Here is a 25,590-nt window from a genome sequence, read left to right on the forward strand (position 1 = left end):
TTTCTCCATCAGTTTGAGAGGGGATGTGTCGGGATCCGCACATCCGTGACGAGCCCGTCGCCGAACAGACACACGAGTGCGGACACCAGATCGAACGTCGGATCGAGAGCGAGGGCACGGCTTGTGGCGTGTTCGAGGCCTAGGCCGTGCCTCAGCGAATGCCGGAACGCAAAGTGCGCCCGATCGAGAAGAACCAGCCGGACGCTGTCTCCGGCCCGCCACAATGCCACGCGTTGAGGGCGCCTTAACCAAGCACTCTGCTGGTCGATCGCCACGTCCTGCTGGTGCGCCGTCCAAACGGACAGGATCGACCAATGGGAAACAATCAACCGCAGGGAGGGCTGCAGCACGATATAAGGCGAAGGTCCGAGATTGATGCTGTCATATTCAGCGAGAGTCCGCGGCGACAAGCAAGCCGCGTCAAGCGCTTCTGCAATGGTCCATTCAAGCCGTGCCGTCTCGGCCACGATCGGCATCCCGGAAAGTGTATCGATCGTCTTCAGGAAGCGCGGGAAGCCGGCGCCATAACGCGCCAGCCGCGACTCCACCGGCGGATGCCGTCGAATGAACTCGCTCGCAACGAAACGGAAGAACCGTTCATCGACAAGGCGAACCGTGACGGGAAACACCGCCATCAGCACCGAAGTGAGCGAACTGCGGGTGTTGTTTTGGTAGATACTCAGGCGCGCCAAAGGATCGGCCTTGCCGGCGGTCAAAATTTTTGCGGCGACCAACGGCTCCATGGCGAGCACCGAGCGCGCCATGGTGGTCTGCAGGTCTTCAAGCGGCAGCATGATATCCTCCCTGTATTATTGGCGGCAATGCTAACGGCATGACCTGTCCGGCCTTGGCGACGGCAAATGCCGCAAGGACGGGCATGCCTGTCCTCGCCTCGGTTTCGAAGGAGACGAGGGCGGACTGTGGTCGGGGTTTTGCGGCCGCTGTTTGTCTCGCGGCCTGCTTGCGGTTGAACATGATCGAAGCGGAAAGCATGTCGGCCCACATCGCTTCGCCGAGCAGCACATCGAGAACAGGAACATCCGTGTCCCATTCGATCAGGGTGGGGCGCGGTCCAAGCCGACTTATGGCATGCTGGTAGAGCGTCCAGACGACCGGTGGCACGCGCGAGCCATGATCGTCGATGAGCACGGTGTCGGTCCCGACGTAATTGGTCGCATGTCCGGCGAGATGGATCTCACCGACAGCCTCTACTGGCAGCGCATCGATGAACGCTTTTGCATCATATTGGAGGTTGTGCGCCGAAACCTGGACATTGTTAACATCCAGCAGCAGGCCACAGCCGGTCCGCGCGACGAGCTCGGCCAGGAATTCGGCCTCGTTCATAGAGGAATCCACAAAGGCGACATAGGCAGACAGATTTTCGATCAGCACCTGCCGCCCCAGCGCGCCCTGGACAGTCTCGACATTGCGCGCCACGATCGCCAGCGCCTCTTCGTCATAGCGCAGCGGCAACAGGTCGTTCAGGTAGGCGCCGTCGGCCACGCTCCAGGCGAGATGTTCCGAGACGAGATCGGGCTGGAAGCGCTCGCAGACCTTGCGCAGCCTTTCCAGATGATCGCGGTCCACTCCTCGTGCGCTGCCCAGCGAGAGGCCAACGCCATGAACCGATAGCGGATAGATCTGGCGCAGCCGGTCCAACGCCTCGACGCCGGTGCCGTGTCCCATGTAGTTCTCGGCATGCACTTCGAGCCAGCCAGCGGAGGGTCTGCGGGTCAGCATCTCGCTGATGTGAGGTGAGCGAAGACCGGTGCCCGCTGATGCGGGGATCGAGAGGCGCTGAAATGCACGGGACATCGGTCTGCTCCTTCCTAGGGGGTTCGCTCGAAGTCTGATCGGTCAGACCTTAGGCTTGTCGCTGCCGCCAGCGATCTTCGCGCAGCTGCCGGCGGGCACGTAGAGCCACGAATCCGGCTGGTTGTCGGCGGTGGAGGTGCCGGCGCAGGAATGCGTCGCGGTCTGGCAGTCGTTCTGGCCAGCCTTGACGACGCCGTAGCACTTTTCGAAGGCGAAGGCGGGCTTGGCGGCCGGGCCGCTATACGCGGCCGTCGCGGCCAGCGAAGTGGCGGCCGCTAGGGCCGATCCGATGAGGGTTTTGGCGTTGATCACAGACGTGTCTCCTGGTTGCGTTTCGAGGGAAAGACCGACCTTGCGGCCTGTCTGCAAGCAGTGTCCCTGATCCGGCGGCCGAGCTGAAATGCTGTCTCGGCATGGATTTGATACGCGGTCACTATGTTGAAGGGGCCCATGCAAAAAGCCCTCCGGCGGGGAACCGGAGGGCTTGGCGCCTGCGCTCGTTTGCGGGGCGAAGCAGGCGCGGCTAGGCGGGAGGGAGGCGCCTAGACATATCGATTTTTGCTGTTGGCGGTCGGGCATTCGGCGAGAAGCCAATCCTCTGCTTGCTGCCGTCCTCTGTCGCGCATGTCGGTCAGTTCACCCCAGTCGGTCCACGGTCTCGTGAACAGCGCCGAGGCGGCCCGCTGCTGGCTATCGTAGATGATGTGAATTGGCGTGCACGTCATCGAGCAAGGACTGGCGGCGAGACGGCGATCCGCACAGGGCGTCATGGGCAGTGATGCCTTACCGGTGACGATCAGCCGATGGCCGGTCTCAAACGGCTGCACCAGAGGCAAAGCCGAAGCGTCGCCGTGGCCCCAATAGGTGTCGCCGTCAATCTCCACGGCCGGGAAGAAGAAGGGGATCGTGGCCGCCGCCAGGATCGCGTCGATCGACAATTGATCGCTGGCGAAGGTCTTCAAGGCGTCTGTGCGAGAATTCGAAGCCTGAATGCTGAGGCTCACCGGGCAGCCTGTCTTGCGGATCTCCGCAATGTCGATTGACTGTTCAAGGATCGATCTTAGCGGATTGGCTGCATCGAACACCGACGCATGACTGACGCGTCGCCAGAAGTTCGTGAGCGCTGTCCGGGCGCCACGCCGACCGCCCAGGGCTAGGCCATAGGCGAGAACCGCCGCCTCCGTTGCGCCGAAACCGGACGCCGTGATGTTGCCGAAGGAAGGGCAGGCTCGTCCAACAAGCGGTCGAGGACACCCCAGACAAATGCGCCGTGTGCATCGCTTGTCAGAACAATGTTCACGACTTGCATGTCTGCCACTGCAGATCCTGCAGCGACGAGTTGGTCGGTTTCGATTCCGGTCTGGATATGCATTGTCCCAGTCTCCATCCCAAAAGCGCCAAGCTGGGCGTTTGATGGAAAGACTGCCGCATCTTCTCCTGTCGGCGAAATGCCAAGGTGGCATGAACTCCATAGGAAGATTGCATTGGCTGCATGGCCTCGTGCGTCGCAAGGTTCTGCAAGGCAGGCAAATCCCAGGATTTTGCTTTGAGCCTGCGACACGCAGGTGGCCGGCGAGCCTTCAGCACAAAGAAAGGAGCGTGTCATGACAATACGAACTGCCTGCCTGGGCGCGTTAGCCCTCGGCCTGCTTGCCGGGGCCGCCGCCGCAGATCCCTTCAGCGACCTTGCTGCGTTGCCGACGTTCTATACAGACGCCTCGATGAAGACGATGAAGCCGATTGCTGGCTTCAAGAAGGCCTGGTTCGCCATGCCGAAGCATGACCGGGTCACGATGACAAAGGCGTGCAAAGATCCGGCAATGAGCAAGCCCCATTCGCAATTCTGCGGCAACGTGCTCGCCTTGGGTGGTGCCAAATAGCGACCGCCGCCAAGCATCCGCAGGATGCAGAACCGGTATAAACTTCATACGCGGACGGCATTGGCGAAATAGTGAGTGATTGCAGCAAAATTCGTCTTGGTAAGGAGGAATCACAGAATTTTGAATTGCTATCGAACATTACTGCAGTCGTCGATGGGACGACTGCTAAACTTCAGAGAAAGATCATACTATGAATCTAAAATCTATCTGCCTCTGCGCCTTTGCACTTTCCGTTCTGAGCGGCGTTGCTTTCGCCGGCGTGCTCGACGAGCCGTCCAACATGCAGCCTTTCTTCACCGACGCCGGCATGAAGACGATGAAATCGGATGCCGACTTCAAAGCAGCCTGGGGGGCTATGTCGAAGGACAAACGGAATGCCATGAAGAAAGAATGCAACGACGCAGCGATGAGCAAGCCCCATGCCGAATTCTGCGTGAAAGTTCATCAGCTCGGCGGCAACAGCTGAACGTCACCCTAGCTTTCCAGAGCGCGACGGCGAGCAAGTTGCTCGCCGCCGTCCCCTGTGTCCCGACAAAGCCTTTCAGTGGCACCAGCCCATGACGATATGCTATGAACTCTATAGCAGCGGTGCATTGGAACGTTGATGTCGTTTGCGGCAAGGTTCGGTTGAGCAAAAAAGGACTACGCAACGGGGACAAATCGGCATGGACATTCATCACATCCGCTACTTCCTTGCCGTATGCGAGACGCGAAATTTCACGCGCGCCGGCGAAAAGTGCAATGTCACCCAGCCGGCGCTGTCTCGCGCCATTCAACAGCTCGAAGACGAGGTCGGCGGCCTGCTGTTTCGCCGCGAGCGAAACCTGACCCATCTCACCGATCTTGGCGTGCTGCTGCGCCCTCGTTTCCAGCAGATCCTCGACGAGCTGACCGGAGTGCGGCAGGAAGCGTCGAGATTCTTGTGCCTGGAAAACGCCAACCTCAAGGTTGGCGTCATGTGCACCATCGGGCCGCGCCGCTTTACTGGCCTGCTGGCAGACTTCAACAGACGTCAGCAGGGCATCCAACTGCAGCTGGTCGAAGGCGTGCCGGCATCGCTTTCCCAACTGCTCGAATCAGGGGAAATCGACGTTGCCATCATGGCGTCGAGCAACAGCTTTCCAGACCGGTTCGATGTGACCCCGCTTTATCGCGAACGCTTTGTCCTTGCTTTCCCAAACGGCCATCGGCTGGCTCGCAACGACAATGTCGCCATCTCCGAACTCGACGGTGAAAACTATCTCAGGCGGCTCAACTGCGAGTATCGTGATCACCTCGCCGGACTGTGCACCGACCGTGGCGTGAAGCTCAGGATCTCCTACGCCAGCGAGCGCGAGGACTGGATCCAGAATATGGTTTCAGGCGGACTTGGGATCTGCTTCATCCCAGAGTTCAGCGCGGTGATCCCGGGTTTGCAGGTCCGGCCCGTCATCGATCCCGAAGTCTGGCGGGAAGTGTCCCTGGTCGTCGTCGCGGGACGCAGGTTCTCGCCGGCGGCATCGGCCTTCGTCAACAGCGTCAAGGCGCATGGCTGGCCGGAAAGTGCCATACCCCAGGCAATCCGCAAGACCGCTGCCTGAAGCAAACTCCAAGAAATTTTGGCACGGCGTAGCATGTGATGCCATGCGTCTGCATGCAGCCATGATGGCTTACGATAGTTTTCAGGTATCGAATTGAAAGCCAGTCAGCATTTCTCTTTCTTGGCGGCTCCGATCACTCTCCCTGTCATGCCCCGCCTCCCGCGTTTGGGCACCGACAAAGGAGAAATACAAGATGGCTACCAAGAAACTCAACCTCGCGTTTGCGATCGGGTTGCTTGCCGCAACTGCTGCTTTTTCCGCTGCTCCGGCCTTCGCCGGCGACTGCCCTGCCGGCCAGGCCGCCACGACCGACATCCAGGAACATCCAAGCAAGCCGGTCGGCGTCGCCGACACGGTTCTCTCCGCGATCGATCTGAGCAGCAAGGGCGAGGCCTGGAAAGGCAACATGCTGCGCCTGCGCAAGCTCGTCGTGCAGCCTGGCGGCGTCGTGCCGTGGCATGAGCACAATGTCCGCCCAGCCAACATCATCGTCGTCGAAGGCTCGATCACCGAATATCGCAGCACCTGCAAGGTCGGCATCGAGCATCCGGCCGGCGACGTGACCGCCGAATTCGGCCAGCTCGCTCACTGGTGGAAGAACAATGGCAAGGTGCCTGCGGTGCTCTATTCGGCCGACGTCCTGCCGCCGGCAATGCACGAAGACCACATGATGTGAGCCGCTCGGCGCGGCGAACAGATTCCAGCATCAACAACTGAAAGCGCGTCCTCGGGTGATCTCCTGGGGACGTGTGGCCACGGAGCCTTGTCATGACGACCAGTGAACAGACTGAACCGACGCGGCTGCGCATGGTTGCCGCCGACAGCTGGCGCTTCGGCCTGATTGCCCTGATCGCGTTTCTCACGCTCGTCGATTTGTTCGCCACCCAGGCCATCCTGCCTTCGCTGGTGATAAAATTCGGCGTTAGCCGCGCGACCATGGGTTTTGCCGTTAACGCCAGCACGTTCGGCATGGCTGTGGCCGGGATCGCGGTGGCGCTTTTCGGCAAGAACCTCGATCGCCGCAACGGCATTTGGATCAGCCTCGCGGTGCTGGCGATCCCGACGACGCTTTTGTCGCAGACCGACAGTATCTTGGTCTTCGCCCTGCTGCGTGTTGCCCAAGGCTTGTGTATGTCGACCGCGTTCACACTGACGATGGCCTACCTGGCCGAGCATTTTTCCGCGCGGCAGACGACGAGTGCGCTTGCGGCCTATGTGACCGGCAACGTCGCCAGCAACTTCTTCGGACGGCTGATGTCGGCCGCCGTCGCCGACACATTCGGCATTTCCACCAACTTCCTGACATTCGCCGCCCTCAATCTGATTGGCGCGGCTCTCGTCTGGTTCACGCTGCAGAAGACATCCGCAATGATGCGTGCCGACACGATGGGCGGGCCCGCCCGTTCGGCCTGGAAAGGTCCGCTGAAAAACACCGAGCTGCGCGGCTGCTTCGCCATCGGCTTCCTGATCCTCTTCGTATTTATCGGCACTTTCACCTATGTGAATTTCCAGCTCGTCGCCGCGCCACTATCGCTGTCGCCGATGGCGCTCGGACTGGTCTATTTCGTCTTCCTGCCTTCCATGCTGACCACTCCGCTCGCCGGGCGCATCGCCGCGGGCCTCGGTCCAAGGGTCGGCATCGGTTCGACGCTCGTGCTTGCGATCCTGGGTTTGCTTTTGCTGCTCACGACCAGCCTTCCGATCGTTCTAGCCGGGATGGCGCTGGTTGCCATCGGCACCTTCCTGGCGCAGGCAATAGCGACAGGACACGTCAGCCGCACCGCCTCGCACGACCGCGCCGCCGCAAGTGGCATTTACCTCGCCTCCTACTATGCGGGCGGGCTCGCCGGCAGCTTCGTCATCGGACAGATCTACGACCGGATCGGGTGGACCGCATGCGTGACCGTGCTTGCCGCGGTCCTCGCCGGCGCGATCGCAGTGGCGCGCGTGCTTCAAACTCCAAAGGCATGAGACCTAACGACCGAGAATCTTGACTATCCAACAAAGGAGACTGAGATGACCAACTACCTGAAGAGCATGATTGCCGGCGGCGCCATAATGATGGCGATCGTTCTCCCAGCCACAGCTTCGGACGGTGTCGTGACGGTGAAGAGCGACTATTCCGTCGGCGAGACGGTCGCGCGCATCAAGAGGGATGTTCTCAAGAAGGGCATCAAGTTCTTTGGCGTCATCGACCAGGCAAGACTTGGCAAGAATGCCGGCAACGATGTCAGGCCGTCGCGGCTGGTGATGTTTGGCAATCCGGCGCTTGGGACGACCTTCATCACATCAAATCCGGAAGCCGGGCTCGATTGGCCGGTGCGTGTTCTGGTCTATCAGACCGCGGATGGTGCAGTTTATGCGGCCTACAGCGATTTCGACTGGATCGCCAAGCGGCATGGAATTACCGACCGCGAGGCGCAGTTCAAGATGGCGACCGAAGTCATCCAGTCCGTCACCTCGACGATCAGAAAAAACTGAGCGCGAACGATGCGCCGGAGATCCGTGGCCCGGGTATGCGACAGCGCTACTCGGCGGCGGACAATGCCTTCGCCCGCTCGCCGAACCACCTTTTCTGCGTAGCCTCGCGCACCAGCGCGCCAACCGCTGGCGAATGCCTGCGGCCGCGCACGGTGACAAGATTGACCTCGCGCCAGAATTCCGGGTCGGTAATCGGCAGGGCGACCACTCCCGGGTGCTTGGCGGTATGCTTAGGCATGAAACCGAAACCAAGCCCGGCGGCGATCATCGCGAGTGTCCAATCGTCGCGATCGCTCCAGTAAACGGGGCTGACGGTCACGCCCTGCTCGGAGAGAACGGCGTCCGCATAGCCGGCAAATTCACAGTTGTTGCGGTGGATGTAACTTTCATTGCTCATGTCTTTCACTTGCACTCTGCGCTGGTTGGCGAGGCGATGGGTCAGATTGACCGCCATCACCATCTGTTCGCGAAAAAGCGGCAAGGAGTGAACTTCCTCGTCGGGAACGTTCGACGGCAATGCGTAAATGGCTGCCTCGAGATCGCCCTCGAGCAGCCGCCGCCGTAAACTCGGTGCGTCGGCGTCGCAAAGATGAAGCTCCACACCCGGGTGATGGCCGCGGATGGACGAGATGAGCTCGATGATCTCGTCGGGAGCAATCGTGCTCATGATACCGACCCTGAGCGGCGTCTTCTTCAGATGCACATACTGCTCGGCTATCTGCTTGGCTTGCCGGGAGTTCTCAAAAACACCCTCAAGATAGGTTTCGACCATGCGGCCGAGCTCCGTGAGATGGGTGAAGCGTCGCTCACGATGAAAAAGCGCGCCGCCAAATTCGTCCTCGAGCAGCTTGATCGCGCGTGAAAGCGCCGGCTGCGTGACGTTGCACTGCTCGGCCGCTCTGGTGAAGTTCAATTCCTTGGCGACGGCCAAGAAGTATCTGACTTGGCTGATCTCCACTGCACGCTCCCCCGGCGGCCTGGCATACGGCACGGCCCGTGTTGCGGTGAGACCTTACTAGCTGCCCCTACGTCAAACAAGCCAAGGCGGTTGGGTCGAAGGCGTCGCCGGCGCCGAGCTGATGATCTGACCCTCGGCTATCGAATCCATGTCTCAACGGCATTTCCGCTGCTTCCAGCCCCTCGCCATACTTGGGCCAGAACTCGAGACCTGGGCGCGCAAGCCCGTTGCTCTCAGCCGTTGCCGGCCATCCCGGCCGCGGCTCCAACCGAAGGAAACGACGATGCTCAGAGGAAAGACAGCACTCATCACCGGCTCGACCAGCGGCATCGGCAAAGGCATCGCCGAGGCCTTCGCGGCCAAGGGCTGCAACATTGTGCTCAATGGTTTCGGCGATACCGGTGAGATTGGCCTGCTGCGGGCAAAGCTTGCCGCTGACCACGGGGTAACCGTTCGCTACGACAATGCGGACATGAGCAAGGGTGGTGCGATCACCGCGATGATGGACAAGGCGATCGCCGAGTTCGGCGCGGTCGACATCCTCGTCAACAATGCTGGCATTCAGCATGTCGCGCCGATCGACGACTTCCCGATCGATAAATGGGAGGCGGTCGTGGCGATCGATCTGATGTCGTCGTTTTACACGATCCGGCGCGTCCTCCAGGCGATGAAGGAGCGCAAATGGGGTCGCATCATCAACGTTGCCTCAGCCCACGCCCTTGTCGCTTCGCCATACAAATCCGCCTATGTCGCTGCCAAGCATGGGGTCGCCGGCCTGACCAAGACGGTCGCGCTGGAAGTCGCCGAACAGGGCATCACCGTCAACGCGGTATGTCCCGGTTATGTGCTGACCCCGCTGGTTGAAAAGCAGATACCGGACACAGCCAAGGCACGCGGGATCACCGAGGAGCAGGTGATCAAGGATGTGCTCCTGGCCGCCCAGCCTACCAAGCAGTTTGTTACCGTCACCCAGGTTGCGGCGCTTTGCCTGTTCCTGGCCTCAGACGATGCGGCATCGATCACCGGCGCCATCATCCCGATCGAAGGCGGCTGGACAGCCCATTGAATCCGGCAACGAGGAGCAAAAAGGCTATGAACAAGATCGCTCGAAATCCGTCGGCTTCGGACACTTTTCCAGAGATCGGCCATCAGGCCGATGGTTCGGTCCAGCGCCAGACCGTATTGGTGCTTCAGGGAGGAGGAGCCCTCGGAGCCTACCAGGCAGGTGTCTACCAGGCGCTCGCCGAAGGTGGGATTGAACCGGATTGGGTCATCGGCACCTCGATCGGCGCCATCAACGCCGCGCTGATCGCAGGGAACGAGCCGAAGGATCGGTTGCCTAAGCTTCAGGAATTCTGGGACGGCGTCAGCCGGAGCAGCCCGCTCGACGAGTTTTTCCGGATGATGGCTCCAAGCAACATCTTTGCCAATATGGGCACGGTCATGCGCGGCATACCGGGCTTCTTTGAACCGAACCCAAGCGCCATGTTCGGGGTGAACCGCGAAGTGGGTGTGGAGAATGCCTCCTACTACACCACCGATCCGCTCAAGAGGACGCTGAATGACCTGATCGACTTCGACTATCTCAACCGGCGCCACACGCGGCTGACGGTCGGCGCGGTCAACGTCAACACCAGCGAACTCAAATACTTCGACACCCGTGAGATGACGCTGTCAGCGGCGCATATCATGGCCTCGGGCGCCTTGCCGCCGGCGTTTCCGGCGGTCTGTATCGATGGCGAGCCCTACTGGGATGGCGGCATCTATTCGAACACACCCATCGAGGTCGTGCTGGACGCGCATCCGCGGCGCGACTCGCTGATCTTTGCCGTGAACATGTGGCAGCCTCGTGCCACCGAGCCGAAATCGATCTGGCAGGTCATGGGGCGTCAGAAGGATCTCCAATACGCCAGCCGGGGCCGGAGCCACGTGGCGCGGCAGGAGCAACTGCATCGTCTGCGCCACGTCGTGCGCGAAATGGGGAGGCTGGTCCCCGAGCAACAGCGCGAGGATCCGATGTTCAAGGAACTCGCGTCCTACGGCTGTCGGTCGGTCATGCACCTTGTTCGGCTGCTTTCACCACGCCTCGACGGCGAGGACCACACCAAGGACATCGACTTCACCCGCTCAGGCATCCGCACACGCTGGCAGGCGGGATACGAGCATGGGCAGCGCGTTCTCACGGAGAAACCCTGGGAATGCGACGTCGACATGCTGCAGGGCATCGTCATCCACGAATCGCAAGAGTGACTTGTTCGAGCGCCTCGGGACCGAGGAAAGAGACGGAGAATACCGATGCAGATCATCACTCCGAGAATGCGGCTTGTTCCAGAAGCCGTGCTCGCCAACAACGCCGCGCTTTTCCGCACGATACCGGAGACGCCATCGCATGCGGACACGTCACTGCATCGAGTGGTCATCGTCGGCGGCGGCGCGGGCGGACTGGAGCTCGCGACGCGTCTTGGCCGCAAGTTCGGCAAGCGACGGCTTTCCGTCACGCTTGTCGACCGCAACCGCACGCACATCTGGAAACCGCTTCTGCACGAGGTGGCGTCCGGTGCCTTGAGTGCGTCGAACGATGCGGTGGAATACATTGCCCATGCCAGCCGCCACCATTATCGATACCGCATCGGTGAAGTCGTCGGCATTGATCGCTCCAGGCGCCAGGTCTTTGTCGCGCCAAGCTTCGACGACGATGGCAGGCAGATCATCCCGCCGCGCGTGTTGGGCTATGATACGCTGGTGCTGGCCGTAGGCAGTGTCAGCAACGACTTCGGCACGCCAGGAGCGGCACGCCACGCAATCGCGCTCGATACTGCTGAGCAGGCCGCCCGGTTCAACAAACGCATGATAGACGCGTGCCTGCGCGCCAACGCGCAATACGAGCAACTGTCGCCAAGCCAACTCCATTGCGTCATCGTTGGCGCGGGGGCCACCGGCGTCGAACTGGCTGCGGAATTGCATAAGTCGATGCGGGAGATCGCATCGCACAATCTCGACAACATCGATTTTGAAAGGCTGATCCGCATCACCCTCATTGAGGCAGGGCCGCGCATCTTGCCGGCGTTGCCGGAACACCTGGCACGCGCTTCAGCACGTCTGCTTGTTGATCTGGGCGTCCAGATACGGTGCGGGATCAGGGTCACCGAGGTGACGGAGGAAGGCATCAAGCTTGGGGAGAAACTGTTTGTGCCTGCCGAACTCGTTGTCTGGTCCGCTGGAATCAAGGCCCCGGATTTCCTGGAAAAGCTTGATGGCCTCGAAACGGACCGCATCAACCGCCTGGTCGTGGATGAGACACTGCAAGCCAGAGGGGACGAAAACGTGTTTGCGATCGGTGACTGCGCGAGCTGTGTTTTGTCCGGCGGGGGCGACCCATTGCCGCCGCGCGCCCAGACCGCTCATCAGCAGGCCGATCACTTGGTCAAGGTGATTGCCGCGCGCCTCGAGGGACGGGCCGCGCCGGCTTTCCGCTATCGAGACTTCGGATCCCTTGTTTCGCTCGCCGACTATGGCTCGTTTGGCAGCTTGATCGGTGGACTGAAGATCGAAGGTCTGCTCGCCCGGCTGATGTATCGCTCGCTTTACAAATTGCATCTCAAGGCAGTGCACGGGCTTGCTAAGACCGCCCTGGACTCGATTGGCGAGATAGTGGCGCGGCGCAGCAGGCCTCGGATCAAGCTCCACTGAACCTGTGCAGGCGATGCGATGAAAAAGTATGATGTCGTGATCCTCGGCGGTGGCAACGCCGGAATGGGCGTGACGGTGGCTACTCGCGCTGCGGGGCTGTCGGTGGCCATGATCGAGGCACGCGACCTCGGGGGCACTTGCCCCAATCGTGGATGCACACCGAAGAAGGTGCTCGTTGCGGCGGCTCATGCGCTCCACGAGATCGAACGGGCTAATAGGCACGGGATCACTATCGGCAGGCCGAGGCTCGACTGGCGTGCCCTGATCGAGCGCGAAAAAGACATTATCCATGACATTCCGTCCCGCCTGTCCGGATTGATGGCCAAGCGCGGTGTCGATGTCATCGTCGGGGAGGCCGCTTTCATAGGGAGCAATGCCATCAGTGCCGACGGTCGCGAGCTTGAAGCCAGGAACATTGTCATCGCAACCGGTTCGAAGCCGCGATCACTACCAATTCCTGGTGCCGAGCACCTGACGATTTCCGACGATGTCCTGAATGACCCGGTGCTCCCTCGCGCGGTCGTCTTCGTCGGCGGCGGGGTCATTGCCTTCGAACTGGGCCACGTTTATGCGCGTGCCGGCGTTGACGTGACGATTCTCGAAGCATTGCCACATCTACTGGGAGCATTCGACGCTGATGCCGTGGCCCAGATCCGCAGCGAGAGCGAACGTATAGGCATTCGAGTCCGCACGCTTGCCTGGGTCAAGAAGATCGACAAGGCCGAAGGACGATTGCGCGTCACCTTTGTGGCGGATGGCATCGAGCGCGCTGTGGACGCGGACAGGGTTGTGAATTGCGCCGGGCGCGTAGCCAATGTCGAGGCGCTCGACCTTGGCGCCGGTGTTATCGTGCATCGCGAAGGCCGCATCGAAATCGACGATCATCTGCGTTCGCGGTCGAACCCGGATGTCTATGTCTGTGGCGACGCAGTGTGGAATTCTCCGCAGCTTTCACCTGTCGCGACTTACGAGGGCGGCATCGTTGGCCGCAATATCGTCGATGGACCTAGACACCGGCCGGACTATGACCAGATACCGTCGGCTCTCTACACGGTCCCCGCCTTGGCCAGCGTCGGGCTGACCGAGGCCAGGGCGAAAGAGCAAGGCCTTGGCGTAAAGGTCCATGTGAACGACATGTTGGGCTGGCTTTCCGCCAGGACTTATGCCGAGACAGTAGCGTGGTCGAAGATCATCGTCGAAGAAGCGACTGACAGGGTCGTTGGCGCCCACATGGTGGGCCATGCCGGCGAAGAACTGATCCATATTTTCGCGCTTGCCATGAAACATGACATCACGGCGTCGCAGCTATCCGAAACGGTTTACGGCTTCCCGACCTTTGCCTCGGATATCAGGAACATGATGTAACGAATCGAGGAGAGGCTGCGAACAGAACACAAACATCTCCTGCGGTGATGCACGCGCGGCATCAAAACCATGCGAGAAAAACATGGCCGTGGCGGCGGGGCTTCAATGATAGGCTACATCCGACCTATGAAAGCGCGGAAATGGCCGTCGACGATCAATCAATGACATTTGAACAGTCCGTCCAGGCTGCGATAGAACTCGATGCCCCTCTGAACGAGCGGCTGGCGGTGATTGCAAACGCGGTGCGCCGGCTCACCCAGGTTTCGCCGATGCGGTGGACCGGCTAGTGGCGCGCCTGGAACAGCAAGAGGCCGGAGCGATGGCGCCCGCTCCCGGCGAACTCATGCCGGCATTCCTGCTACCTGACGACGAGGGCAGACTGGTTGGTCTGGGCGATATCCTTCTCCAGGGGCCGGCCGTGATCACTTTTCAACGCGGACATTGGTGTCCCTATTGCCGGTTGAATGCGATCGGAATCGTCGAAGCTCAGCAGGAGATTGCGACGCTGGGCGGGCAGGTCGTGGCAATCATGCCTGAACGGCGCAGGTTCGCGAAAGCGATGAAGGCGGCCGTGGGTGCCAACTTCCCGTTCCTGACCGACATGGACAACGGCTATGCCCTCTCGCTTAATCTTGCGATCTGGATCGGGACCGAAATGGAACGGTTGATGGGGGTTGCGTATGATGGCAACGCCAGCTGGTTCCTGCCGATCCCCGCGACTTTCGTCGTTGGCACGAACGGAGTGATCACGGACCGCTTTGTCGATCCTGACTACCGTCGGCGCATGGACATCGATGACTTGATCGCGGCGCTCAGGCGGGCTCGCTGACGCCGAAGGTCGACCAGTCGGTCGACCGCAACAGGTTGAGCAACGTCGTAGCCACTGGTGACCGGTGTCGGCCGGCGACCGCATATGCGGCGACGATCCGCGAAATGTCCAAGTCACGCAGCTTGAGTCTGCGGACATTGGGCGAATGCGGTGCTGTCGCCGAGACAAAGCCTACCCCGGCGTTGGCCTCTAGCAGTGCGAGCAAATCCTGATCGGTCTCCACCTCATGCGCGGTTCGGGGCGCCACCCCCTTTGCCGCAAGGTTGCGCGACAACTCCTCGCTCGTTTCCCAGTCGATTCGGCTGAGCACAGGTTCCGCTGCCAGCTGGCTCAGCGCGACCTCTGCCTCGTTGCGGCGGGCCAACGGGTGATCGGAATTCACGACAAGCTCTATTCCCTCCTGGAAGAGCGGCCAGGCGTCGAGCCGGTCCCAGGCTTGCCCCAGAACACCGGCAACCGCCAGTTCGGCCCCGCCGTTCTTGAGGGCTTCGACGACAGCGGTCGGCGAACCGCGGCTGATCTTAAGATGCACTCCGGGGTAGGCCCGGAAAAGCTCGGTGAACGGTGAAACCAGCAGCGCTATGTTGACGCTATTGGAGATGGTGACGTTGAGAGGAGCTACGTCGCTGCTTTGCACGGCCTTGGCGAGGGACTTGGCAGACGTGGCGGCATCGTAACATTGCTGCAGCAGGGGGAGCATGCGTCGACCGAGTTCGGTCAGGTGCGAATGCTGGCGCTCGCGCCGAAGGAGCTCTCCGCCCAACTCTTCCTCAAGGGTCTTGATCGCGCGCGTAAGGGCAGGTTGAGTGACGTTGCACTCTTCGGCTGCCCTGGTGAAGTTCAACGTGCTGGACAGGGCCAGAAAATAGCGGACCTGCTGCATTTCCATGAATTTTCGCCCCCTCAGCGAAATCCGATTCGTCAGGCATAGCTAATTTGTGCGTATGCTAATGCAACAAGTGGCCGAGGCAAAGGCGGAGGGTGGTGGCAGAGCATAACCGGGGCACGAGGCCCGCGCGATGCCCGCCGGCTCCAGTCGGCGGGTTCGTCAGCGCGACTACTGTCACATCGCCATTTTTTCACAGCAGCCTGAGCCTTCTTGGTAGATGCATCAACCGGAGAAAAAGTTCGGATGCTGGTATGACTGGCAACCACGACAACCTCATCGCGCTGATGCTGGCCTCGATGCTGGGCTACGGCACTGCGCGAATGATCTCGCACGAGTGGCTCTATCACGTATTGTCGTGGGCGGCGCAGGGCAGAGGCCCTTCCGACATGATTGAGGCAGTGGTCATTTCGGCGGTCGTCACAACGTTACAAATTGTCCTGTAAGTTATTGATTTTATTGATTGAACTCAGAGTTCAATCCTCGCTCAGCACCTTCGTATGCGCTCAAGTCAGATTTCCACCCAAGCCTCGCCGTTTTCTCAAGGATGCGGTGCCCACGACAAGAGCAACGCTTGCCCCGAAAATCTCCCAGGGGCCGGCCATACTGGCCCCGAATCTGACCAGCTTGATCACAGTTAACGCAGCGTAACCTGCACCGCAGTTTGGCGTTCGCTATAAGTTGGACATGCAGCGTCTTCTCACCCCAGCCGAAGCATCCACGCTTCTTGCGATCAGCCCCAAGCACCTGCGTTGGCTCACTGATGCCGGTCAGTTGCCCTGGGTCAATATTGGTCTCGATGGTAGGCGGCCGACCCGGCGCTACAGGCAAGAAGACCTGCTGCAGTTCATCGAGCGGCGGAGCAAGAATGCGTGTCGGTATATCGAAAACACGGCAAACCAGAATACCACTACGACTTCATCTTTCACGGTCGTCGATTTTCAGGCGCCACGGGCACGAGCAACAAGCGGCAGGCGGAACGGGTCCTAGACGAAAAGCGCCGCGAGGCGCGGGAGCGTTCTAAGCAGGCGGCGTCGTTCACCGCTGAGGGGCCGATGTCCCTGGAAATCGCCTCCTCGCGCTTTTGGCACGAGGTTGGCCAGCATCTAGCGAACTCCGATAGCTATTTCCGTTTCCTCGGTTGGCTCTTGGAGCACTTCGGCAAGAACACCACGCTCGATCGCATTTCAGACTCAAAGATCGCAGCTATGGTCTCTGAGCGCCGGGCCGACGGTGTCACCAATGCGACCGTCAATCGGACCGCGACTGTGCCGCTACGCGGGATCATGACTCGGGCAAAGAAAACGTGGAAGGTGCCGGTCGCTGACATCGACTGGAGCCGGCACCTTCTCAGGGAGCCGAAGGAGCGCGTCCGTGAGGCCAGCTTTGACGAGGAAAAGCGCCTCTTGGCAGCTATGCGCGACGACTACGCGCCGGCAGTCCGCTTTGCAATCCTTACTGGTTGCCGGCGGATGGAGATCGTGGATCTCACCTGGTCACGGGTTGATTTCTTCGGCAAGACCATGACCGTTGTAGGCAAGGGTAACAAGACCAGGATCCTGCCTATGACGGATGCAGTCCGTGATCTTCTTTTGCCACTCAGGGATAACCATTCGACGGCCGTCTTCACCTATAAAGCGAAGAGGACGAGCAAGCAGCTTGGTCTCGTTCGGGGAACGCGCTATCCCATCACGATGGAAGGCTTCAAGACCGCTTGGCGCCGCTACAGCGCTAAGTCGGGGGTTGAGAACTTCCGCTTCCATGACACTCGCCATACCGCCGCGACGCGCACCCTACGCGCGGGCAACATGAAGGTCGTCCAGCGCATGCTTGGCCATGAAGATATCACCACGACGGCGAAATACGCCCACGCGATGATCGAGGACATGCGCGTTGCCATGGAAACAGCAAATCACACCGGAAGTCACACCGGAGCCGAACAAGACGCTTCTAAAGACTTGGAAGACAAGAAGAAATCGGCCTGAGCAACCTTGACCCCCAGTCAAGTGCGCTACCGGGCTGCGCTACACTCCGGACCGGTCGCGATGTATCGTGATAACCCGGCTCGGGTCAACCGATTTCCGCGATAATTATCTTGCCGCGACCGCGGGCTTGAACGAGGCCCGCAATACCGGCCTCAACTCCCGCTGGTGGCGGTATTCCAGGGCGATGGCTCCCCAGATCAAGCCAAGCAGCAGATACATGTGGCGCCAGTGGTCGATGTCGATGAAGGTGCCGAGCCCGATATTGCCGATGAAGGCGACGTAGGCGCACAGGAGGTAGGGCTGCCAGGGCCGGTCGCGCAGCAGGATGCGGAACCCCGCCGATATCGTCCAGACGATCAGCGTCAGGAACGAGACGAAGCCGAGCCAGCCATAGTCCATCAGCATCTTCAGCCAGATGTCGTGCGTGTCCTCGCCGTAGATCGTGCCGAAGACCAGCGGCCCGATGCCGAACGGATGCTCCATCGCCATCTGGAAACCGATCGTGTAGCGGGCGAAGCGGCCGAGGCGGGCGGTGTCGTAGCTCTGTTCGAGATGGGCGCGGTTGGAGAACATCTCCGCCACGCCAGGCAACTGCAATATGACGATGATGGCGATGGCCAGCAGCGATAGCGCGGCGATGGTCATGATCACCACGCGCAGTCGGAACATGCCGCTGGCGCTCTGCAGGAACAGGCAGCCGGTGAGCAGGACGGCCGAAAACGCGAACATGCCCCAGGCGCCGCGCGAGAAGGAGAAAAAGATGCCGGCGCTGATGACCAGCAGCGGCATAGCCAGCAGCGGCATGCGCGTGACCGGTCCGGTCAGCAGCAGATAGAGCAGGTAGATGCCGGGCAGCACCAGGAACGGCCCGAACACGTTCGGGTCCTGGAAGGCGCCGGCGGCGCGGTCGTATTTGGTGAACATTTCCGCGCCCAGGAAAGCATGGAAATAGCCCGCTATGCCAAGCAGCGACGTCGCCACCGCCGAGACGACATAGGCATTGAAGATCAGCCGGTAGAGATTCGGCTGCGTGGCGGTGACCGATGCGAAGAAGACGGCGCTGAAGGCGAGGAACAGCGACACGGCGAGATAGAGCGGCGTGTTGGCGAGGTTCGCCATCTGCGTCATGGAGATCATGCCGCCGATATTCATCGTCACAAGCAGCACCAGCAGCGGCATGGCCGCGCGCGAAATCCTCAGGCCGAACAGAGCCCAGATGGCGATCAGCCCGGCCATGTAGATTTCGTAAGGCGCCGGCTCGCTGATGACGAACCCCGACAGAAGAATGCCGAGCACGACCGCGCTCGAGGAGATCAGCGTGATCAGCTTGGCGTTGACCGCCGCGCGCGGCAGATCATGGCTGATCGCGCTCAATAGGCGTTTTCCGTATTGAGCAGGCGGATCGGCGTCAGGAACAGGATCCGCAGATCGAACAGCAGCGACCAGTTCTCGATGTAATAGAGGTCGTATTCGGTCCGCATGCGGATCTTCTCGTTGGTGTCCATTTCGCCGCGCCAACCATTGATCTGTGCCCAGCCGGTAACCCCTGGCTTGACCTTGTGGCGCGCGAAATAGCCATCGACCACCTCGTTGTAGAGCAGGTTGTGCGACTGCGCGGCAATGGCGTGCGGGCGCGGACCGATGAGCGACAGCGAGCCGAGCAGCGAGTTGAAGAACTGCGGCAGTTCGTCGATCGAGGTCTTGCGGATGAAGCGGCCGACACGGGTGACGCGCGGATCGTTCTTGGTCACGGTCTGCTTGGCGGTCGGGTCCGACCTGTCGGTGTACATGGAACGGAACTTGTAGACTTCGATCACCTCGTTGTTGAAGCCGTGCCGCTTCTGCTTGAACAGAACCGGCCCCTTGCTGTCGAGCTTGATGGCGATTGCCGTACCAAGCATCACCGGCAAGAAGACGACGATGCCGACGAGACTGAAGATGATGTCGAAGGCGCGTTTGGCGACCGAGTCCCAGTCGTTGATCGGCTTGTCGAAGATGTCGAGCATCGGCACCGAGCCGATGTAGGAATAGGCGCGCGGACGGAACTGCAGCGCATTGGAATGCGCCGACAGCCGGATGTCGACCGGCAGCACCCACAGTTTCTTCAGCAATTGCAGCACGCGCGATTCGGCGGTCAGCGGCAACGACACGATCAGCATGTCGATGCGGGCGATGCGGGCGAATTCGATCAGTTCCGAAATGGTGCCGAGCTTGGGATAGCCGGCGACGAGGGCTGGCGAACGCTTGTCGTTGCGATCATCGAAGATGCCGCAGATGCGGATGTCGTTGTAAGGCTGCTTTTCCACCGAGCGGATGAGCACTTCCGCCGCCTTGCCGCCGCCAACGATGACCGCGCGCCGTTCCATGCTGCCATCGCGCGCCCAGCGCCGGATCAGCTTCGACATCACCAGCCTGAGACCGAAAAGGCAGACGAAGGCAACGACGAACCAGGTGCCGAACAGCAGGCGCGAATAGTCTTGCGACATCTTCATGGTGAACGCCGTCAACGCCATCATGGCGAAGGTCCCGGCCCAGACCAACAGGATGCGCCCAAAATTGGCGATCGGCCGCATCAGGGACACGACCTGGTAGCAATCGGTGACATCGAGCAGCACCACGGCGAGGAACGACGCGGCGGCGATCGTCAGCGGATATTGCCAGGCGAGGTAATTGAAGAATCCGACGTAGTAGAAATAGACGCAGAGCCCCGAGACCAGCAGCACCGCGAATTCGACCATGCGCAGCACGCCGCTGACCATGATCGGCGACATCGTATCGCGCCGGTATTGCGACGCGACCTGCCGGGCAACGTCGTTCATGCCGCCGGGCTTGTCGCCGTCGGCAGGGCCGTCGAATTGACGCACCGCTTCTGATGAAAAGCGGTTCGCGGGGTCGATTTCGTTCATGGAACTGTCCGCAAGCTTTCCCAGGGTGATTAGCAAAAGAGAGCTAAGAAACCCTTGAAACAACCTGTGGCTTTGGAAGAGCCTGAACTACTTTTCGAGTGCGGCGAAGTAGGCCTTCTCGATTTCGGCGGCCATGACGTCGGCGCCGAAGCGCGCCCTGAGCGTGGAGTCATCGGGCATGAGTTTGCGATAGGCGGCAAGGTCGCCCAGCGCCTGGCTCATCTTCTCGGCGAGCTCAGTCGGATCCGGCCGGATCAGGGCAGGGGAGCCCGAACCGAAAATCTCCGGTATGCCGCCGACCGAGGTTGCGATCATTGGTCTTGCCGCGGCAAGTGCCTCCAGCACGGTATAGGGCATCGCTTCGGCGCGCGAGGGAACGACGACGAGCGCCGCCAGCACGAAGGCCTCCCGGGCCGGCATAGGCGGCAGGAAGCGGACATTGCCTTCAAGCCCCAGGCGCTTCACTTGCGCGTGGTAGCGGGGCAGGTCATCGCCGTCGCCGACCATCACCGCATTCGGCGCCCGCCCGAGCCGGGGCGCGGCGGCGGCCAGGGCATCGATGAAGATGTCGGGACCCTTGAGGTCACGCATCATGCCGATATAGAGAAAATCGGCCGCATCGGCCCTGGCGGTCACCGGCTCGAATTCGGTGGCGCGAAGGCCATTGTAGACCAGCGTGTTCGGGATCGGCGGCTCGCCCACCTTCCTGCGATAGGTCCGCCGCTCGTAGTCGGACACGAACAGCAGGCTATCGGTGAAGCGTGCCATGAGATACTCGAGCGCGAAGAACAGCTTTCCGGTGGCTGTATTCTCGTCATAGTGGAGAGAGCCGCCATGCGGCGAATAAAGGCGGGCTACGCGAGACCTTGATACCCGCAACAATGAGCCGAACAGACGGGCATAGGCGCCACCCTTGGCACCGTGCCCGTGCAGCACGTCCGGCCGCAATTCCTTGATGATCCTGTAGGTTTGCCGGGCCGAAGTCAGGTCGCCCGCGCCGACATGGCGCTGCATTGGCGTGCGATGGATGCCGAGCGCCAGCATGTCCTTCATCTGCTCGAACAGACGCTCCTCGAATTCGCCGCCTGTGGTCGAGTCGCAAACGATGCCGACCATGTGGCCGGCGGCGACCTGCGCTTCCGTCAGGTCGCGCACGTGCCGGAAAATTCCTCCGACGGGTGAGCGAAAGCAGTGGACGATCCTGAGCTTGCCCGCCACGAGGTGTCTGTTCAGAACAGGCGTTCGCGGACGTAGACGGTATCTCCCGGCAGCAGCGGATCGGAGGTGACCACGCGGCCGGTTATCACCTTGCCGTTGATGTCGCGGGTGATGTCGACGCTCTCCTGGTTGGCGCGTGGCGTGAAGCCCCCGGCGATGGCGATGGCCTTCTGCACGGTCAGGCCGGGCACGTAGGAATACTGGCCGGCGGCGCCCACTTCGCCCATGACGAAGATCGGTCGGTAACGATCGATCTCGACCGAGACGTCGGGGTCGCGCAAATAGCCTTGCCGCAGTTTGTCGGCGATCTCTTTCTCCATCTGCTGCGCGGTGTGGCCACGTGCCGGTATGGCGCCGACGAGCGGGAAGGAGATGTAGCCGGACTGGTCGACGCTGTAGCTATTGGTCAGGCCGTCCTGCTCGAACACGGTGACGCGGACACGGTCGCCGGCGCCGAGACGATAGGGCTGGTTGAGGACCTCGTGAAAGGCGGCCGGCGTCGGCCGGTAGCTGGAGCAGCCCGCGAGCATCGACACGGCAAGCAGTGCGCGAAAGAGGGAAGCAGTGCTTTTCATGATCGGACAGGTACCTTCGACTGGCCGCTGCGGCGTCGCAGCAAACATCTGGGATCGCGCCCGTTATCATCCTGTTAGGGTTAATGGCCGGTAAAGGAGCCCCGCCAATAGCGATCAGCAGACAAGGTTTTGCGATTTTATCGATTTTTTGCTGTTGCCCGCAGTAAACCCTAATGGAAGCTTACCGTGATCTTAACGGCTGAGTTACCATAGTTGTTTACGGTGCGTCCCGACCCAGTTTCGGAGTAGGGATGCATGTCCGTTCAATCCGCGGCCGCAGACGTCGATGTTGATCTCAGGCAGCTCTTTGCCAGCCTGGGGCGGAACTGGCTGCGGATTCTGGTCTTCGTTCTCGTCGTGACGGGACTTGCCTTCGCGGCCGCGTCGTTCGCGACCCGGTATTACAAGGCCGAGACGCAGGTGGAGATCGCTCCACGTGAATCCGTCTACACCCGTCCGGCCGGCAGCAACAATGACGGCGACAAGCCGATCCTCGACGAGCAGGGCGTTGCTACCCAGGTCCAGATAATTTCGTCCAACGAAATCCTCAAACAGGTGGCGCAGAAACTCGGCCTGTCACGACTGCCTGAGTTCGACGAAACGATCAACATGTCGTCCCTGAGCCGCGGTCTGATCCTGCTTGGATTGAAAAGCGATCCGATGGACGTTCCCACCGACGAGCGCGTGCTGAAGAAGATGCGCGAGAAGCTCAACGTCTACGGCGTTGAAAAGACTCGCATCATTGCCATCGAGTTCTCTTCGGAAGATCCCAAGCTTGCCGCCTCCATCCCCGATGCCATTGCCGCCGCTTACATAGCTGGGCAAGGCGCGGCCAAGAGCGAATCGAACACCGCCGCCGCGGACTTCCTGGCGCCCGAGATCGCCGACCTGTCCAAGCAGGTCAGGGATGCCGAAGCCAAGGTCGCGGCTTACCGCGCCCAGTCGGACCTTCTGATGGGCGGTAACAATTCCACCCTGGCCACCCAGCAATTGGCCGAGTTGTCGACCGAGTTGTCGCGGGTGCGGGCCAACCGCGCCGCGGCCGAAGGCACGGCCGAGAGCGTGCGCAAGGCACTGCAGAATGGCGGATCGCTGGATTCGCTGCCGGAAGTGCTGTCTTCCGATCTGATCCAGCGTTTGCGGGAGCGGCAGGTCGAACTGCGTGCCAACATCGCCGATCTGTCGACGACGCTGCTCGACAATCATCCGCGTATTCGCGCCGCCAAATCGCAACTGGCCGATCTCGATGCGCAGATTCGCAGCGAAGCCCAGAAGATCATGAAGGGGCTGGCGATGCAGGCCGATGCCGCCAAGGCGCGCGAAAGCCAGCTTGTCGCCGACGTCAACACGCTCAAGGCTGCTTCGGCGCAGGCCGGCGAGCAGCAGGTCGGGCTCGACGCGCTGCAGCGCGATGCCGCCGCCAAGCGCCAGCAGCTCGAACTTTACCTGACCAATTATCGCGAGGCGGCGTCGCGTCAGGATCGCAACTATGTTCCGGTCGACGCTCGCATCGCCTCGCCGGCTTCCGTTCCCTCCGAGCCGTACTTCCCCAAGATCGGGCCGATCGTCGGTGCTGCCGCCGCGGCTTCCCTTCTGCTGGCGGCGGTGTTCACGCTGCTTCGGGAGCTCTTCTCGGGCCGCGCCATGCGCCCGGCCAGCGGAGCGCGGTTTGAACCGATCGACGAGGTGGCGATGCCGCCAGCCGCTTATCAGGAGCCATCCACCCGCTCGGAGCCGGCAGTCGCCAACGAGTTCGCCAATCGCGCCGCCGAGCCGTCATGGCCCGAAGCGCCTGCACCGACGCAGCCGCGGCCTGCCGCCGAGGTCGAGCCTGTCGCCAAAGCGAAGCCTGTCGCCGAGCCTGAATCCTTGGCCAAATCTGAACCCGTTGCCGAGCCTGAGCCCATGGCTGAGCCGCCGGAGCCCGTCGTGGAGGTTCGTCGGCCGCGTTCCGTGCTCGGCGAGATCGACGTCGAGAAGGCTGCCGAGAAGCTGATCGCCAGCGGGGCCGCGCGCGCCATATTCGTTTCCCCCGAGGGCGACGAGGCGGCGGCGTCGGCGATCCTGGTGGCGCGCGAGGTTTCCGACGCCGGTCTGCGCGTCCTGCTGCTCGACCTCACTGCCTCCGGTGCTGCTTCGCGGCCGATGCTGGACAGCGGGCTTTTCCCCGGCATCACCAATCTGCTGGCGTCGCAGGCGCAGTTCAGCGACGTGATCCATGCTGACCTCTATTCCGACTGCCATGTCATCCCGGTAGGCACCGCCGATCCGGTCCGTGCCATGCGCGCCGCCGATAGGCTGCCGATCATCATGCAGTCGCTGACAACAGCCTATGACCTGGTGGTGGTCGAATGCGGCCCGGCCGACGCACAAGGCATCAGCCGCCTGGGCGGCGAGGCCACCGAGGTATTCTTGTCCATGCTGGAGGCCGACGACGAGGTGACGCAGGCCGCGGTCAAGTTGATCGAGAGCGGCTATCCCGACCTGACGCTGGTGACGCCGCTCGGCCACGAGCCGCCAGGCAACCCGGTGCCGGGGCGGCGCTCAGCAGCCTGAAAGAGCTGCCACTCGAAGGCACGTCAGGCCTATCCCAACTCCAGCGTCGTCACGCCGAATATCCTGTTGGCGTCGAGCCTCGGCGGCGGGCCTTTGTACATGCGCGTGGTGGTGAAGGTCGGTGAGAAGCCTGCCGCCACGAGCGCGGCGATGAAATCCACCTTGCTGGCCGGAACGTCGACGTGAAGGTCGCCTCCTTCGCAGGCGGTCGCCAGGTCTTCGAGCAAATCCAGTGCGGTCCGTGTATCGTCGGCGAAGAGCGGGCCGATCTTGAAGCCGCTGCGGCAGGATCGCGCTACCGCGTAACCGGCCGTCCCCCGCGGCGTGATTGCTGCCAGCGCGCGATGCGGCGGCTGAAGCCATCGCTGCAGGAAGGAATGGCGGGACGCGGGAAAGCAGAGTGCGTCATACCTGATGATGTCTGGCACCAATTGCGCGGTCACCGTGCGAGGCCGTTCGGCGCCGATGGTCAAGGTTGTAGGGCGCCCGCTGTAACGAATGGTCTCGTAGAGCGGCCTGAACCCTTTGCTCTCGTAATTGGCCTGTTGCTCTTCGACGCCATCGAGGCCGATGGTGCGCCCGGCCAGCCTTGTCATGCCCGCGGTCCATACCGCCTTGCCATAGCCCTTGCCGCGCATGTCCGGCCGGCAGATGTAGAGGCCTATGAAACCAAAATCGTGCCCATAGGCCACCGCTGATATCCCGGCAACCATTTCGCTGCCGGCAAAGGCACCGATGAAACCCCTGGGATCCGCTGCCTGAAACATCGCCGCATCGTCAAGGCCGGGGTTCCAACCCTCCGCGGCCGCCCAGTCGACGAGATCGGCCAATTCTCCCAGCGACAGCGTGCGGATGATCGGTTTCAT

26 protein-coding genes and 1 pseudogene are annotated in these 25,590 nt (G+C 61.3%); 16 read left to right on the forward strand and 11 right to left on the reverse strand.

Translation table 11 applies throughout. The features are described from left to right. Nucleotides 1-8 precede the first annotated feature (8 nt). From LB536_RS14415 to LB536_RS14430, 4 genes are all read right to left on the reverse strand, one after another. Entirely contained in the window at nt 9-794 is a 786-nt protein-coding gene (locus LB536_RS14415; RefSeq protein WP_224593576.1) for a DNA-binding domain-containing protein, read from the reverse strand. Beyond that, nucleotides 781-1,815, reverse strand: coding sequence for a DUF692 domain-containing protein (locus LB536_RS14420; protein WP_224593580.1), 1,035 nt, complete (start codon nt 1,813-1,815; stop codon nt 781-783). The genes LB536_RS14415 and LB536_RS14420 overlap by 14 nt, the downstream gene beginning before the upstream one ends. Before the next feature lie 42 nt (nt 1,816-1,857). Next, a complete protein-coding gene (locus LB536_RS14425) occupies nt 1,858-2,127 on the reverse strand; it encodes a DUF2282 domain-containing protein (protein WP_224593584.1) in 270 nt (89 codons plus the stop codon). Between the two features lie 230 nt (nt 2,128-2,357). Further along, complete coding sequence (locus tag LB536_RS14430) at nt 2,358-2,900, reverse strand: hypothetical protein (protein ID WP_224593588.1); 543 nt, start codon at nt 2,898-2,900, stop codon at nt 2,358-2,360. A 519-nt stretch (nt 2,901-3,419) separates the two neighbouring features. On the opposite strand from LB536_RS14430, the gene LB536_RS14435 reads away from it, so the two are divergent. From LB536_RS14435 to LB536_RS14460, 6 genes are all read left to right on the forward strand, one after another. Further along, complete coding sequence (locus LB536_RS14435) at nt 3,420-3,695, forward strand: hypothetical protein (RefSeq protein ID WP_224593591.1); 276 nt, start codon at nt 3,420-3,422, stop codon at nt 3,693-3,695. A gap of 190 nt (nt 3,696-3,885) precedes the next feature. Then, entirely contained in the window at nt 3,886-4,161 is a 276-nt protein-coding gene (locus tag LB536_RS14440; protein ID WP_224593594.1) for a hypothetical protein, read from the forward strand. Between the two features lie 199 nt (nt 4,162-4,360). Beyond that, nucleotides 4,361-5,275, forward strand: a complete 915-nt coding sequence (locus LB536_RS14445) for a LysR family transcriptional regulator (RefSeq protein ID WP_224593597.1) — start codon at nt 4,361-4,363, stop codon at nt 5,273-5,275. Between the two features lie 193 nt (nt 5,276-5,468). Beyond that, nucleotides 5,469-5,951, forward strand: coding sequence for a cupin domain-containing protein (locus tag LB536_RS14450; RefSeq protein ID WP_224593600.1), 483 nt, complete (start codon nt 5,469-5,471; stop codon nt 5,949-5,951). A 92-nt stretch (nt 5,952-6,043) separates the two neighbouring features. Beyond that, nucleotides 6,044-7,246: an MFS transporter gene (locus tag LB536_RS14455; protein ID WP_224593601.1), complete on the forward strand. Its 1,203-nt coding sequence runs from the start codon at nt 6,044-6,046 to the stop codon at nt 7,244-7,246. A gap of 66 nt (nt 7,247-7,312) precedes the next feature. After that, nucleotides 7,313-7,756: a DUF302 domain-containing protein gene (locus LB536_RS14460; RefSeq protein ID WP_224593945.1), complete on the forward strand. Its 444-nt coding sequence runs from the start codon at nt 7,313-7,315 to the stop codon at nt 7,754-7,756. Between the two features lie 46 nt (nt 7,757-7,802). Here the strand turns inward: LB536_RS14460 and LB536_RS14465 are convergent, their stop codons facing one another. After that, entirely contained in the window at nt 7,803-8,714 is a 912-nt protein-coding gene (locus tag LB536_RS14465) for a LysR family transcriptional regulator (protein ID WP_224593603.1), read from the reverse strand. 283 nt (nt 8,715-8,997) lie between these two features. On the opposite strand from LB536_RS14465, the gene LB536_RS14470 reads away from it, so the two are divergent. The 6 genes from LB536_RS14470 (at nt 8,998) to LB536_RS14490 (ending at nt 14,598) form a co-directional block, all read left to right on the forward strand. After that, nucleotides 8,998-9,780, forward strand: a complete 783-nt coding sequence (locus LB536_RS14470; RefSeq protein WP_224593604.1) for a 3-hydroxybutyrate dehydrogenase — start codon at nt 8,998-9,000, stop codon at nt 9,778-9,780. Between the two features lie 26 nt (nt 9,781-9,806). Further along, the gene (locus LB536_RS14475; protein WP_224593606.1) at nt 9,807-10,964 is read left to right on the forward strand and encodes a patatin-like phospholipase family protein; all 1,158 of its coding nucleotides are present in this window, start codon (nt 9,807-9,809) and stop codon (nt 10,962-10,964) included. 45 nt (nt 10,965-11,009) lie between these two features. Further along, nucleotides 11,010-12,404, forward strand: a complete 1,395-nt coding sequence (locus LB536_RS14480) for an NAD(P)/FAD-dependent oxidoreductase (protein WP_224593608.1) — start codon at nt 11,010-11,012, stop codon at nt 12,402-12,404. A 36-nt stretch (nt 12,405-12,440) separates the two neighbouring features. Next, a complete protein-coding gene (locus LB536_RS14485; protein WP_318013452.1) occupies nt 12,441-13,769 on the forward strand; it encodes an NAD(P)/FAD-dependent oxidoreductase in 1,329 nt (442 codons plus the stop codon). 140 nt (nt 13,770-13,909) lie between these two features. Then, nucleotides 13,910-14,056, forward strand: coding sequence for a hypothetical protein (locus LB536_RS31220; protein ID WP_318013453.1), 147 nt, complete (start codon nt 13,910-13,912; stop codon nt 14,054-14,056). Next, a complete protein-coding gene (locus LB536_RS14490) occupies nt 14,056-14,598 on the forward strand; it encodes a peroxiredoxin-like family protein (protein ID WP_318013454.1) in 543 nt (180 codons plus the stop codon). The genes LB536_RS31220 and LB536_RS14490 overlap by 1 nt, the downstream gene beginning before the upstream one ends. On the opposite strand, the gene LB536_RS14495 is transcribed toward LB536_RS14490, so the two are convergent. Further along, a complete protein-coding gene (locus LB536_RS14495) occupies nt 14,582-15,487 on the reverse strand; it encodes a LysR family transcriptional regulator (protein WP_096454070.1) in 906 nt (301 codons plus the stop codon). The two genes, LB536_RS14490 and LB536_RS14495, sit on opposite strands and share 17 nt — an antisense overlap. 251 nt (nt 15,488-15,738) lie before the next feature. On the opposite strand from LB536_RS14495, the pseudogene LB536_RS14500 reads away from it, so the two are divergent. The 3 genes and pseudogenes from LB536_RS14500 to LB536_RS31225 form a co-directional block, all read left to right on the forward strand. Further along, nucleotides 15,739-15,930 (forward strand): annotated as a pseudogene (locus tag LB536_RS14500) (hypothetical protein); the annotation flags it as partial. A 241-nt stretch (nt 15,931-16,171) separates the two neighbouring features. After that, nucleotides 16,172-16,474 carry a helix-turn-helix domain-containing protein gene (locus tag LB536_RS14505; RefSeq protein ID WP_224593612.1) on the forward strand — a complete coding sequence of 101 codons (303 nt, stop codon included), beginning with the start codon at nt 16,172-16,174 and terminating at the stop codon, nt 16,472-16,474. Continuing rightward, entirely contained in the window at nt 16,357-17,469 is a 1,113-nt protein-coding gene (locus LB536_RS31225; RefSeq protein WP_224593614.1) for a tyrosine-type recombinase/integrase, read from the forward strand. Before LB536_RS14505 ends, LB536_RS31225 begins: the two co-directional genes overlap by 118 nt. A gap of 105 nt (nt 17,470-17,574) precedes the next feature. Here LB536_RS31225 and LB536_RS14515 read toward each other — a convergent pair whose 3' ends face one another. The 4 genes from LB536_RS14515 to LB536_RS14530 form a co-directional block, all read right to left on the reverse strand. After that, nucleotides 17,575-18,843 (reverse strand): O-antigen ligase family protein, encoded by a 1,269-nt coding sequence (locus LB536_RS14515; protein WP_224593616.1) that lies wholly within the window; start codon nt 18,841-18,843, stop codon nt 17,575-17,577. Further along, nucleotides 18,840-20,375 carry an undecaprenyl-phosphate glucose phosphotransferase gene (locus tag LB536_RS14520; protein ID WP_140809183.1) on the reverse strand — a complete coding sequence of 512 codons (1,536 nt, stop codon included), beginning with the start codon at nt 20,373-20,375 and terminating at the stop codon, nt 18,840-18,842. The genes LB536_RS14515 and LB536_RS14520 overlap by 4 nt, the downstream gene beginning before the upstream one ends. A gap of 87 nt (nt 20,376-20,462) precedes the next feature. Continuing rightward, nucleotides 20,463-21,593, reverse strand: a complete 1,131-nt coding sequence (locus LB536_RS14525; protein WP_224593618.1) for a glycosyltransferase — start codon at nt 21,591-21,593, stop codon at nt 20,463-20,465. A gap of 11 nt (nt 21,594-21,604) precedes the next feature. Continuing rightward, nucleotides 21,605-22,168, reverse strand: coding sequence for a polysaccharide biosynthesis/export family protein (locus LB536_RS14530; protein ID WP_224593620.1), 564 nt, complete (start codon nt 22,166-22,168; stop codon nt 21,605-21,607). Between the two features lie 255 nt (nt 22,169-22,423). Between LB536_RS14530 and LB536_RS14535 the strand changes: the two genes are divergently transcribed. Further along, complete coding sequence (locus tag LB536_RS14535; protein WP_224593623.1) at nt 22,424-24,724, forward strand: GumC family protein; 2,301 nt, start codon at nt 22,424-22,426, stop codon at nt 24,722-24,724. Between the two features lie 29 nt (nt 24,725-24,753). On the opposite strand, the gene LB536_RS14540 is transcribed toward LB536_RS14535, so the two are convergent. After that, nucleotides 24,754-25,590: a GNAT family N-acetyltransferase gene (locus LB536_RS14540; RefSeq protein ID WP_224593626.1), complete on the reverse strand. Its 837-nt coding sequence runs from the start codon at nt 25,588-25,590 to the stop codon at nt 24,754-24,756.

The organism is Mesorhizobium sp. ES1-3 (assembly GCF_020164795.1).
Taxonomy (GTDB): Bacteria; Pseudomonadota; Alphaproteobacteria; order Rhizobiales; family Rhizobiaceae; genus Mesorhizobium.